The 11,581-nt window shown below is 73.1% G+C and carries 9 protein-coding genes; 5 read left to right on the top strand and 4 right to left on the bottom strand.

The window, feature by feature from the left end; translation table 11 throughout:
- Window positions 1-41 precede the first annotated feature (41 nt).
- Together ACQEVZ_RS45970 and ACQEVZ_RS45965 are read left to right on the top strand one after the other, a co-directional pair.
- Window positions 42-3,017, top strand: a complete 2,976-nt coding sequence (locus ACQEVZ_RS45970; protein WP_433380128.1) for a discoidin domain-containing protein — start codon at window positions 42-44, stop codon at window positions 3,015-3,017.
- Window positions 3,018-3,123: 106 nt separating this feature from the next.
- Window positions 3,124-3,678, top strand: coding sequence for a dihydrofolate reductase family protein (locus ACQEVZ_RS45965; RefSeq protein ID WP_344515569.1), 555 nt, complete (start codon window positions 3,124-3,126; stop codon window positions 3,676-3,678).
- On the opposite strand, the gene ACQEVZ_RS45960 is transcribed toward ACQEVZ_RS45965, so the two are convergent.
- Window positions 3,654-6,671, bottom strand: a complete 3,018-nt coding sequence (locus ACQEVZ_RS45960) for a BTAD domain-containing putative transcriptional regulator (RefSeq protein WP_433380124.1) — start codon at window positions 6,669-6,671, stop codon at window positions 3,654-3,656. The genes ACQEVZ_RS45965 and ACQEVZ_RS45960 overlap by 25 nt on opposite strands.
- 58 nt (window positions 6,672-6,729) lie before the next feature.
- Between ACQEVZ_RS45960 and ACQEVZ_RS45955 the strand changes: the two genes are divergently transcribed.
- Entirely contained in the window at window positions 6,730-7,563 is an 834-nt protein-coding gene (locus tag ACQEVZ_RS45955; protein WP_433380121.1) for an alpha/beta fold hydrolase, read from the top strand.
- A 158-nt stretch (window positions 7,564-7,721) separates the two neighbouring features.
- Here the strand turns inward: ACQEVZ_RS45955 and ACQEVZ_RS45950 are convergent, their stop codons facing one another.
- The 3 genes from ACQEVZ_RS45950 to ACQEVZ_RS45940 all read right to left on the bottom strand — a co-directional run bounded on the left by ACQEVZ_RS45950 (window position 7,722) and on the right by ACQEVZ_RS45940 (window position 10,019).
- On the bottom strand, window positions 7,722-8,468 hold the full coding sequence (locus tag ACQEVZ_RS45950) for an SAM-dependent methyltransferase (protein ID WP_433380118.1): 747 nt from the start codon (window positions 8,466-8,468) through the stop codon (window positions 7,722-7,724).
- A gap of 17 nt (window positions 8,469-8,485) precedes the next feature.
- Window positions 8,486-8,785 carry a hypothetical protein gene (locus ACQEVZ_RS45945; protein WP_433380115.1) on the bottom strand — a complete coding sequence of 100 codons (300 nt, stop codon included), beginning with the start codon at window positions 8,783-8,785 and terminating at the stop codon, window positions 8,486-8,488.
- A gap of 316 nt (window positions 8,786-9,101) precedes the next feature.
- A complete protein-coding gene (locus ACQEVZ_RS45940; RefSeq protein WP_433380112.1) occupies window positions 9,102-10,019 on the bottom strand; it encodes an NADP-dependent oxidoreductase in 918 nt (305 codons plus the stop codon).
- A 318-nt stretch (window positions 10,020-10,337) separates the two neighbouring features.
- On the opposite strand from ACQEVZ_RS45940, the gene ACQEVZ_RS45935 reads away from it, so the two are divergent.
- The gene (locus ACQEVZ_RS45935; protein WP_433380109.1) at window positions 10,338-11,171 is read left to right on the top strand and encodes an LLM class F420-dependent oxidoreductase; all 834 of its coding nucleotides are present in this window, start codon (window positions 10,338-10,340) and stop codon (window positions 11,169-11,171) included.
- Window positions 11,168-11,572: a TIGR03668 family PPOX class F420-dependent oxidoreductase gene (locus ACQEVZ_RS45930; RefSeq protein ID WP_433380106.1), complete on the top strand. Its 405-nt coding sequence runs from the start codon at window positions 11,168-11,170 to the stop codon at window positions 11,570-11,572. Before ACQEVZ_RS45935 ends, ACQEVZ_RS45930 begins: the two co-directional genes overlap by 4 nt.
- Window positions 11,573-11,581 lie beyond the last annotated feature (9 nt).

Below are 11,581 nucleotides of genomic sequence, written 5' to 3'. Positions count from 1 at the left end.
AGATGTTGACTCGGTATCGGGGCGCTGCGACGGTACTCGGCATGATGACCCGCCGCACCCTGTTCGCCGCGTTCGCCGCCGCCGGTGGTGCCCTCGCCCTGCCACGGCCGTCGGCGGCCGCGGTCACGGACCCGGTCGCCGACGAGTACCACCGGCTGCTGCTCGTGCACACCCGCTGGGTGCAGCAGCAGTGGGACCCGGCGACCGGCGCCTACCGGGCCGCCGACTTCCGGTTCGCCGCTGTCCTCGGCAACGCCGTCCTGCTGACCAGCGACGGCTACGACGCCGACCTTGCCAGCGTCGACGCGGCCACCCTGCGCACCCGGACCCTCGCCACGATCACCCGGTTCGCCGCGACGAACAAGCTCGCCGGCGGCGCCGACTGGGGGCAGCGGCTGTTCTGGGACTCGACGTTCGAGCTGTACTTCGTGCTCGCCGCGCGGCTGCTGTGGGCGGACCTGGACGCGACCACCCGCGCGAACGTGGACAAGATCGCGCGTGGGCAGGCCGCGTACGCGTACGGGCTGGGCACCGGCAACGACCCGCTCAGCGGCTCCTGGACGCCGAACGGCAGCACCGGCGGGTACGTCGGCGACACCAAGCTCGAGGAGATGGGCGTCTACGCCCAGGCCATCGCGCCCGGCCTGGCGTGGGCGCCCACCGGCGACGCCGACGCGGCCCGCTGGCAGGAGCGGTTCGTGTTCTGGGCGGCCAACTCCAGCGGCCTACCCGCGGCCGACCGGGCCAACCCGGCCGTGGTCGACGGCCGCGCGGTCAGCGCCTGGAACGTCGCCCGCAACCTGCACGACACGTTCATCGTGGAGAACCACAACTCGGCGAACCCGCACTACCAGGCCGAGCTGTGGCGGACCGCGGGGCGCTCAGCCGCGCACTTCCTCGCCGCCGGCCGGCCGCTGCCGCAGGTGCTGACCCGCCAGCCCAACGGCCGCGAGCTGTGGGCGACGCTGCGCCTGCTGGCCAGCGACGCGGGCGAGCCGGTGATGCCGATGGTCGCCGACCGGTACCACCTGTACGGCCGCGACGTGCTGCCCCTCGCGTTCCTCGCGCAGGTCCAGGGCGACCCGCACGCCGCCCGCGCCGAGGCCGACCTCGCCGCGCGGCTGATGCCGTACCTGCAGTACGCGCCGCAGTACCGGCTCACGAAATTCAGCGGCGAGGAGAAGTACGAGCCGGAGGCCCGGGCCGAGCTCGCCATCGCCTACCTGTTCCACCGCTGGCGCAGCACCCCGGTGCAGCCGGTGACGTCCGCGGAGTTCTTCGCCGCGGCCGCCGGTACCCGCGACTTCGGCCCAGCGGTCGGGCTGACCGCGCACCAGAGCGCCACGGGCTTCGCCGCCGCGGTCACCAAGCCCGGCCAGGTCAAGTTTCTGTGGCAGCCGGGCCACGACAACTGGCTGATCGACACCCGGGCGCCCGCGTTCCTGCCCGCCCAGACGGCGGCGCCGCTGCGGCAGTCGACCGTCGCGTACACCACCGCCCGCGACGGCGTCGACTCCACCGCCACCGTGCTGCAGACCGCCGCCGGCTGGGCCGGCTACGCCACGCTGCCGACCGGCACCGTCGTCTACACCGGACCGGGCACCGCCACGCTGACCCTGTTCAACCTGTCGATGCCCGGGGTGCCCGGCCTCGACGGCAGCCGCACGTTCACCGGCCCGTCCGGCAGCGTGACCCCGCAGACCGGCGTCGGAGACGGCGGCACCGACCGGCTGACGTTCGCCGCCCGCACCGCCCGGCACGTGCGGTTCCTCGGCCGGGCCGCCGCCACCCAGTACGGCTATTCGCTGTTCGCGTTCGAGGCGTTCGGCACGGCCGGCACCGACCTGGCCCGCGGCCGCACCGTCACCGTGTCCTCGGCCGACCCGGCCTACCCCGCCGCGAACGCCGTCGATGGCAACGCCGGCACCCGCTGGGCCGTCGCCCGCGAGGAGCGCGGCCGTGCCGACAGCTGGCTCGCCGTCGACCTCGGCAGCAACGTCCAGCTCACCGGCGTGACGCTGACGTGGGAGGCCGCGTATGCCACGTCGTACCTCGTGCAGACCTCCACCGACGGCGCCACCTGGAGCACCGCCGTCACCGCACCCGACGCCACGCTCGGCGCGTGGGCCGGGATCGACGGCCGGGCCGGGGTCGTCGCGCACGGCGCCGCCGGCCCGATCACCGCCTCCCCGACCCTGGTCAGCATCCCGGCCGCGACCCTCGTCGAGGGCTACGCCGGCACGGGCACCGACCTGGCCGCGGCCGCCGCCCGGCGACTGCCGACCGGCGGGCCGTCGACGCTGCGGCTCAGCGACGCCGACGGGTACCTCACCCTGCTCAACCTGTCCACGACCGCGGTCGACAACGCGGTGCTGACCCTGACCCGCGCCGACCGGCTGTACCGGGGGCTGTCCGTGGTCCGCGCCGACGGCCGGCTGGACCTGACCGCGTCCGTGCCGGCCGCCGGCGGCGCCGTGCGACCCACCCGGTTCACGGTGACCGGCACCGCGCCGGCCGGCACCCGGTTCAACGTCGCCGACTCGCACCACCTCACCGTCACCGCCCCGGCCGGCGCGGCCGTCGACGTCCGGCTCGCCGCCGGCGGATGGTCCACGCAGGCTCAGGTACCGGCCGGCGCGACCCGCAGCTACACCGCCACGTTCGGCGGGCCGGTCACCCCGGCGACCGACCTGGCCCGCGGCCGCACCACGTTCCCGACCTCGCCGCTGCCGGCCGGCATGGGTGAACCGTCCCGGGCCGTCGACGGCGACCCGGCCACGTCCTGGCGGCCCGGCCCCAACGGGCGGATGGTCGTCGACCTCGGCACCGCCCGGACCGTGGCCGCCGTGTCGCTGGCGTGGACGACCGGTGCCGCACCCGCCGCCCGCATCGAAACGTCCACGGACGGGGTGACCTACGCGACGCTCGGCGGGTCGGTGTCCGCCCGGTACGTCGCCGTCGCGGTGCCGGCGTGGCGCACCGGCGACCCCGATCTGGTGCACCTGTCGGTGACGTGACTTCACCGTAGCCGGCAAAAGGCGACCTGAAGCGAATCGTAAGCGGCCCTCGGCAGAGTGTTCCCTGTCAGCAGCGATCATTACGACCCAGCCGGGAGAGCCTCCGATGCGCAAGCTCATCAACTCCACCTACCTCACCCTCGACGGCGTCATCGAGAACCCGATGTGGACGTCGCCCTACTTCGCCGAGGAAGCGGTCGAGGTGGCCTCCGGGATCACCAACGGCGCGGACGCGCTGCTCATGGGCCGCGCCACCTACGACGGCTTCTCGCAGGCCTGGCCGGCGATGGACGAGAACGATCCCGCCACCGGCGCCGCGTTCTTCAACAACGTCAAGAAGTACGTGGCGTCGACCACGCTGAAGGACCCCTCCTGGAGGAACACCGAGGTGCTGGAAGGGGACCTGGTCGAGGCGGTCGCGAAGCTCAAGGAGCAGGACGGCGGGAACATCGTGCAGTACGGCTACGGCGCGGTCACCGCGCAGCTGGTCACGGCCGGCCTGGTCGACGAGGTGAAGTTCTGGATCCACCCGGTCATCGTGGGCGCCGGCAACTTCTCCAGCGTGCTGAGCGACGTCAAGGCCACGTTCGAACTCATCGACACCCGGGTCTTCACCAACGGTGTCATCGTCGCGACCTACCGGCCGAAGGCCACCGCCTGAGCGAGGCCGAGTTTGGCGCCCTCGGCCACCAGCTCGTCGAAGCGTTCCTGGCCGAGCGCGGCAACCGCCCGTCGCGCCGCCCGGTCGAGCTCGTCCTGCTCGGCCGGGGCGGCCGGGGCGAAGTTCTGCTCGCGGGCGGTGGCCGCGGCACCCAGCAGCCGGGCCGCCACGGCCGGCTCGGCCACCGTGGCCATGCCCTCGACAGCGCCGATGCCGTCGCGAGTGGAGCCGATGGCGCTCTCGTACGCCTCCATGTGCAGTGCCCAGGCGGCCGCCGGGTCGCCCTGCAACTCCCGCGCGTAGGCCAGCTCGACCAGGATCATCGGCAGGTACGGCGGCGGATTCGGCTCGACCCGGCCCTGGTCGGCGATGCGGGTCAGGTGGGTGACGGCCTGGTCGAGGCGGCCCGAGCGGCGGGCCGCGATGCCGAGGCTCATCTCGGCGAACACCACCGCGGTGGGCGCGCCCTGCTCCACGGCCAGCCGGTAGGCGCGTTCGGCCAGCTCCCGCGCCGTCTCGTGGTCCAGGCGCTGCACCGCCAGCCAGGCCAGCCACGACAGTTTCGCGCCGACCTGCGGCGACAGCGAGAGCTCGGTCGCCCAGCGCAGCCCTTCCCGGTGCAGGGCGGCGGCCCGTTCGGGCTGGCCGCGGAACTCCGCCAGCCCGCCGAGCCAGTCGCTGGCCCGCAGCCGCCCCCACCGGTCGCCGAGCTCGGCGAACAGCGCGTCGCTGCGCGTCGCGGTCGCCTCCAGTGCGGACAGGTCACCGGCGGCGTGCGCGAGCATCGCCCGCGACGCCAGCACCGCTGCCTCGGTCCACGCGTCGTCGTGCTGCTCCGGCAGCAGCTCTGCGGCGAGCGCCAGGTCACCGCGGTCCATCACGGCGTCCGCCACGAACCAGGCCGACCGTCCGGCCGGGTCCAGGGCGAGCACGTCCCGTACGTTCTCGGGTACCCGCTCGCCCTGCAGCAGCGCCAGCCCGAGCCGCCAGGGCGCGGCGAGGCGCTCCTCGTCGGCCGTGCCGGTCAGCGCCAGGGCGGCGCGGGCCTCGCTGAGCCGCCCCCGCAGCACCCAGTACCAGGTGAGCGCCAGCGCCATCCGCAAGCCGCCGCCGTGCGTGAGCGCGGCCTGCAGGTTGGCCCGCTCGGCATCCAGGATCGCGAGCCACCGCTGCTGCTCGGGGCCGCGCAACAGCGGGTCGGCGTGCTCGGCCAGGGAGCGGAAGTAGCCGGTGTGCCGGCCGCGGACCGCGGCGGCGTCGGTGAGCTGCGCGGCGCCGAACTCCGCGATCGACTCCAGCAGCCGGTACCGCGGCCCCGGCTCGGCCACCACCAGCGACCGTTCCACGAGCCGGTCCACGGCGTCCAGGCCGGCGTCGCACACCTGCTCGGCGGCCTCGGGCGTACAGCCGTCGCGGAAGACCGACAGCCGGGCCAGCACCGCGCGGTCCACCGGGTCCAGCAGGTCCCAGCTCCACGCGATCACCGCGGTAAGGGTCCGCTGCCGTTCCGGCACGTCCCGCTGCCGGGTGGTGAGCAGCTCGAAGCGGTCGTCCAGGCGGTCCACGACGCCCTGGACGCCGAGCGCGCGCACCCGGGTCGCGGCCAGTTCGAGGGCCAGGGGCAGGCCGTCCAGCCGGCGGCACAGCTGCGCCACCGCGGGTGCGGTCTGCTCGTCGAGCCGGAACCCGCGGTGCTGCGCTGCCGCGCGGACCGAGAACAGCCGGGCCGCGGCCGATCGCCGCACCGCGTCGACGTCGGCCGGGTCGCCCGGCAGCGCGAGCGGGCCCACCTCCCAGACCTGTTCGCCGGTCAGCAGCAGCGGCTCCCGGCTGGTGGCCAGCACGCGTACCCCGGGCGCGTCGCGCAGCAGCCGCCCGACCAGCGCGGCGGCCGCCGCGATCACGTGCTCGCAGTTGTCCAGCACCAGCAGCATCTCGCGGTGCCGCAGCGCCGTCACCAGCCGGTCGGTGGCGGACCCGGTGGTGCCCGGCGCCTCGTGCAGGCCGAGCACCCCGAGGACCTGCTCCGCCACCCGCGGGTCCGCCGGCGGCAGCGGCGCCAGCTCCACCAGGTGCACGCCGTCCGGGTGGACCTGTTCGGCGGCGGCCGCCGCGGCGAGCCGGGTCTTGCCCACCCCGCCCGGCCCGACCAGGGTGAGCAGCCGGACGGCCGGGATCAGGGCGCGCAGCTCCGTGAGGGCCTCGGCCCGGCCGATCAACTCGTCCAGCTGGGCGGGCAGGCTGTTGCGGACGATCGCGGACTTCGGCGGTGCGGTGAGGGCCGGATCCTGCTCGAGGATCTGCCGGTACAGGGCGGCCAGTTCCGGTCCCGGGTCCAGGCCCAGCTCGTCGGCGAGCCGTTCCCGCAGCCCGGCGTAGCTGTCGAGGGCGTCGGCCTGCCGTCCCGCGGCGTACAGGGCACGCATGTGCAGGACGCGCAGCCCTTCCCGCAGCGGGTGGAGCTCGACGAGCTCGGCCAGCTCCGCGGCGACCAGGTCGTGCTCGCCGCGGGCCAGCCGCGCCGCGGCGAGCCGCTCGTGCACGAGGAGGCGCTGCTCGGTGAGCCGGGTCGCCTCGGCGCGCGCGAACTCCTGGTCGGCCACGTCGGCGTATGCCTGGCCGCGCCACAGCGCGAGCGCCGCGCCGAGCCGGTCGACGTCGGCGGCGTCGGCGAGCGCGGCGAACCGGTCGGCGTCGACGTCGTCGGCTCGCAGCCGGTAGCCCGGCGGCCGCGACTCGATCAGGTCACGCGCGCCCGGTTCGGCGTCGTTGAGCGCCTTCCGCAGCTGTGACACCCGCACCTGCAGCGCGCCGGCGGGGTTCGCGGGTGCGTCGTCGCCCCACAGGTCCTCGATGAGCCGGTCGGCGGAGACCACCGTGTTGCGGTGCGTCAGCAGATCGGCCAGCAGCATGCGCACCTTGGCGCCGGGCACGACCACCGGCTCGCCGTCGGCGGTGGTGACGGCGAGCGGACCGAGGATCCCGAAGCGCACGACGGATCATGTTACGGCGGTAAGCCGACCGTAAGCGCGGACCCGCACACTGCGCCGTATGGAGATGTACTTTGAGGAGCACGGTGACGGCCCGGGACGGCCGCTGGTCCTCGTGCCGGCCGCGCTGTCGGGCATCCATACGTCGTTCGGCACGCTGCTGCCGTTGCTGGCCCGCACCCGGCGCGTCGTCGCCGTCGAGCTGCCGGGGCATGGGCGCAGCCCCGACTGCGATGGGCCGTACACCGTCGGGGGCTTCGCGGCGCAGGTGGTGCAGCTGCTGGACCGTCTCGGCCTGGCGCGAGCGGACCTGCTGGGCTGGGGGCTGGGCGCCGCGGTCGCCCTGCGGATCGGCACCCACCACCCGGCGCGGGCCGGCCGGCTCGTGCTCGCCTCGCCGGCCTTCGACCGCGGTGGCCTGCATCCCGGGCTGCTCGACGGCGCCGCGCACCTGCGGCCCGAGCACCTGCACGGCTCCGAGCTGCACGAGGAGTACCTGCGTACCGCGCCCGACCCGGCGGGCTGGGATCGCCTTGTCAGGAAGATGGCGGTCCTGGACGCGCATCCGCCGCGGTGGACGGCGGCGCAGATCCGCGCCCTGCGGGTGCCAGCACTGGTCGTGGTCGGCGACGCGGACATCGTCCGGCCGGAACATGCCGTGCGGATGTTCCGCCTGCTCGGCGGCGGTGTTCCCGGCGACGTCTGCGCGATGCCGCGCTGCCGCCTCGCGATCCTTCCCGGCACCACCCACACCTCCCTGCCGCACCGGGCCGGGCTGCTGGTCCCGCTGGTTGAGGAGTTCCTCGACGAGGACCTCGCAGACGTACGCACGGTGCCTCCATCGTCGGATTCGCCTTCGCTCGCGTGCTCGGCTTCAACCTGCCACCCAGGCTGAGAACGTCGGCGCGGCTGTACCGGCCGACGGCCGGGGAAGACGAGACGGAGGGGCGGGCGTCGGCTCGTTCATGCTGCCGGCTTGAGCACTGCGGTGACCACGTGGCCCGTGCGGGGCCCAGAGGGTATGACGTCTGGGCCCCGCGCGGGACGGGAGTGTCAGCGCTTCATGAGGGCGAAGACTCCCCAGCTGAGATACTCACGCCCGTAGCGCGCGTAGCGGGCGGGCTCGGTGGTGAGTTCTTCCCGTACTTCGTGGGCGAGTTCGTCGTCCGGGTTCTGGTCGAGCCAGCGGCGCAGGTTGAGCCACTGGGCCGCGGCGTAGCGGTCCCAGCTGTCCTGGTCGGCCAGCATCATTTCAACGACGTCGTACCCGAGTTCCTGGAACTGCTCGATCAGCTCCGGGAGGAGCAGGAAATCGGCGATGGAGGTGGCGTGGCATGCCTTGGCGGCCTCCTCTTCCGGAGGGGTCTGCCGCCAGTACGGCTCGCCGATCAGCATCAGTCCGCCGGGGCGCAGGCTGCGGTCGAGCAGCTCGGTCGTTCCGGCGACGCCGTTGCCGATCCACGTGGCGCCGATGCAGGCGGCCAAGTCGACCGGCTGGTCCGCGACATGGCCGGCGGCGTCACCGTGGATGAACTCGACTCGGTCGGCGACGCCGAGTTCGGCGGCGCGGGCCTGGGCCTGCTCGGTGAAGACCGTGCTGATGTCGACCCCGGTGCCGGTGATCCCGTGGTCACGCGCCCACGTGCACAGCATTTCGCCTGAGCCGCTGGCCAGGTCGAGGGCTCGTGTCCCGGGGGCGAGGTGGAGCGATGCGCCCAGGGCGGCCAACTTGTCCGCGGTCAGCGGGTTGTGGATCCGGTGGCTGCTCTCACGGATGGTGAAGATGCGGGGAAGGTCCATGACCAGATTCCTTTCCGTCATGCCTTGAAGTGCGGGGATTGCTTGAGGGCGCGTCGAAGCCGCGCGCCGTGCTTCATCGGCCGCTGCAGCTCGCCGCGCAGCCGCGCGTCGGTGCGGGAGGCGGCATAGGTGTTCTCGCGCCACAGCCGGTGGTAGCTGTTGAAGCGCCGCTGGGTGAGGTAGCCGTCCTCGACGGCGGCCGGCCCGGCGCAGCCCGGCTCACCGATGTGGGCGCTGTCCGCGAAGCGGCAGTCCCGCGCCGGGTCGGTGATCTCTGCGAAGGTCTGGTCCAGGCCTTCGTCGTCGTGCAGGCCCACGCCGCCCAGGAGGAGAGAGATCAGATGGGTATGACGTGGGTCGATGAAACACGGTGGAGACCTTCGAACGGGGGCCCCGCCGGACGACAGCGTGCCGAGAACACTCCTACAAGGGAGGAAGGCAGGCGAAGGTCAGGACGAGGCCCGGGAGGTGAGGATGATCCGGGCACCGCACACAGCGGGCGTCTCCACGCCAGTCATCAACACACCTCCTTAGATCGCCGTCAGCGAACTGGTCATCGCTCCGGCAAGTACGGTAACACCCTCCGTGGACGTCGGCGCCGCTTGGGATGGCACGTTGGTCCGTTCCTAGTCGTCACGGACGAACGCGGATGATCGTCTTCCCCTTGCGTCGCTCAGTCGGGTTGAGGGCGGCGACGGCATCGTCGAGGTCCGCAACGTTGCCGATGTTCGTCCGCAGCCGTAGGTCACGCACGCGCTGGACGATCTCACCCAACTGGGCGCGATCGGACTCGACGACGAAGTCGATCGCCAGGCCATCGGCGGGCCGCGCCTCGGGCGGCCCTACGACGGTCACCAGTGTTCCTTCGGCCCGGATGAGGCCTGCGGACCGCCTCTGGATGCCTCCGCCGATGACGTCGAATACCAGGTCGACGCCGCCGACGTCCTCCAGGGCGTCGTTGTCGAGGTCGACGAAATCCTGCGCGCCGAAGTCGAGCGCCTTCTGACGGTCGGCAGCGCGCCCTGTACCGATGACATACGCGCCGGCCTCACGTGCGAGTTGCGTCACCATCGTCCCGACTGCGCCGGCCGCGCCGTGCACGAGGACGCTCTGCCCCGCCTGCAGACGGCCGTGTTGGAACAGCCCCTGCCACGCGGTCAGGCCCGAGATCGGCAGGCTCGCGCCCACCGTGAAGTCGACGTCGCCGGGCAGGGGCGCGAGGTTGCGTGCCTCGATGGCCACGTACTCCGCCAGGGTGCCGTCGCGATGCCAGTCCGCGAGGCCGAACACCCGCTGTCCCACCGACAGCCCCGTCGTGCCATAGCCGAGAGCGGTGACCACTCCGGCCAGTTCGTGTCCAGGGATCGACGGTGTTCGGTCACGGTCGAGGCGATCGGTCCAGGTCGAGGGCCACGCCAACTCAGTCGGGACGAATCCCGACGCATGAACCTGAACAATGACGTCGCCAATCGCCGGCTCCGGCTCGGGCCGCTCCACCAGCGTCATCCCGGCCGTTCCTGCGGCCTGATCGGTCACCACAATCGCCTTCATCCGGCACCTATCGTGTTGTTCGTGTCGGCTGGTGCGGGCTCGTGGAACTGTCCGGACGCGTAGACCGTGTCGCCGTGCTGCACGGCCTGTGCCGACCGGCCATCGCGGACCAGTCCGATGACGTCGTCCGGCACGAGTTGTCCGATGGCTCGGCAGTGCAGACGCTGACGAGCACGTACCCGGTCGGGTCGAGCACAAACCTGGTCGACTGCAGGTAGACCGGATCAGGGTTGACGAAGCGCCTCACCGGTCTGAGCCTTTGGCTGCGCGGGTACACCGTGCCGGTCGAAGCGTCGCTGGCTGGGTAGGGATAGGGCCATGGACTTCGGAGTCGGATATTTCCCCACCCACAATGCCATGGCCCCGGGTGACCTGGCGCGGCTGGTCGAGGAGCGCGGCCAGTCCGCCGTGTTCTTCGCCGAGCACACCCACATCCCGGCCAGCCGGGACACGCCGTACCAGGATGGGCAGGAGCTGCCGCAGAAGTACTGGCACACCTATGACCTCTTCGTCGCGCTGACCGCGGCCGCGGCGGCCACCAGCCGGCTGCGCATCGGCAGCGGCATCTGCCTCGTCATCGAGCGTGACCCGATCATCACCGCCAAGGAGGTCGCCTCGCTCGACCAGCTCTCCGGCGGCCGCTTCGAGTTCGGCGTCGGCGCCGGGTGGAACCGGGAGGAGATGCGCAACCACGGCACCGACCCGCGGGTGCGTATGGCCGTGCTGCGTGAGCGGATCGAGGCGATGAAAGCGATCTGGGCCGAGGAGGAGGCGTCATACCACGGCAAGTACGTCGACTTCCAACGGATCTGGTCCTTCCCGAAGCCGGCCCAGCGCCCCCACCCGCCGATCCTCGTCGGTGGCATGGGCCCGGGCGTGCTGGACCGCGTGCTGGCGTTCGGCGACGCCTGGTTCCCCAACTACGGCGAGGGCGTCATCGAGCGCATCGGCGAGCTGCGGTCCCGGGCCGAGCGCCAGATCGACGTGCAGGTGCTCTCGGCGCCGGCCGATCCCGCGGTCCTGCAGCGCCTCCACGAGGCCGGCGTCCAGCGCGCCAGCCGGTGGATCCCCTCGGGCCCGCGCTCGATCGTCGAGCGCGGCCTCGAACAGTGGGAGCGGGCCATCGCCGACTTCGCCGGCGAAGGCGCGTGACGCCGGACGAGTGCCGGCGGCATTTCGGGGCGGCGCGCGTCGCCCGGCTGGCCACCGTCGCCCCGGACGGCTCGCCGCATGCCGTGCCCATCGTGTTCGCGCTGGAGGGCGACACCGTCTACCACGGCGTGGACGCCAAGCCGAAGCGGCACACCGCCCTGCAGCGGCTGGCCAACCTGGCCGCCGAGCCGCGCGCCGCCGTGCTCGCCGACCATTACGAGGAGGACTGGTCCGCACTGTGGTGGGTCCGCGCCGACGGCATCGCGCGCGAGGTCGACCCGGCGGGGGAGGAGGGCCGCCGGGCGCTCGGGCGGCTGGTGGCGCGCTACCCGCAGTACCGAATCCGGGGCCTGATGATCGCGATCGACGTCGCGCGGTGGACGGGCTGGTCGGCCTCGTAGAGTCGGGGT

This window comes from Dactylosporangium sp. CA-152071 (genome assembly GCF_050936335.1).
Taxonomy (GTDB): domain Bacteria; phylum Actinomycetota; class Actinomycetes; order Mycobacteriales; family Micromonosporaceae; genus Dactylosporangium; species Dactylosporangium maewongense.
Note: the sequence above shows the minus strand (reverse complement) of the source record. Positions and strands in the feature narration are given on the sequence as shown.

Bases quoted from the DNA above. Each gene is read 5' to 3' on its own strand.
- ACQEVZ_RS45970 (WP_433380128.1), top strand. From the start codon at position 42: ATGATGACCCGCCGCACCCTGTTCGCCGCGTTCGCCGCCGCCGGTGGT.
- ACQEVZ_RS45965 (WP_344515569.1), top strand. From the start codon at position 3,124: ATGCGCAAGCTCATCAACTCCACCTACCTCACCCTCGACGGCGTCATC.
- ACQEVZ_RS45955 (WP_433380121.1), top strand. From the start codon at position 6,730: ATGGAGATGTACTTTGAGGAGCACGGTGACGGCCCGGGACGGCCGCTG.
- ACQEVZ_RS45950 (WP_433380118.1), bottom strand. From the start codon at position 8,468: ATGGACCTTCCCCGCATCTTCACCATCCGTGAGAGCAGCCACCGGATC.
- ACQEVZ_RS45940 (WP_433380112.1), bottom strand. From the start codon at position 10,019: ATGAAGGCGATTGTGGTGACCGATCAGGCCGCAGGAACGGCCGGGATG.
- ACQEVZ_RS45935 (WP_433380109.1), top strand. From the start codon at position 10,338: ATGGACTTCGGAGTCGGATATTTCCCCACCCACAATGCCATGGCCCCG.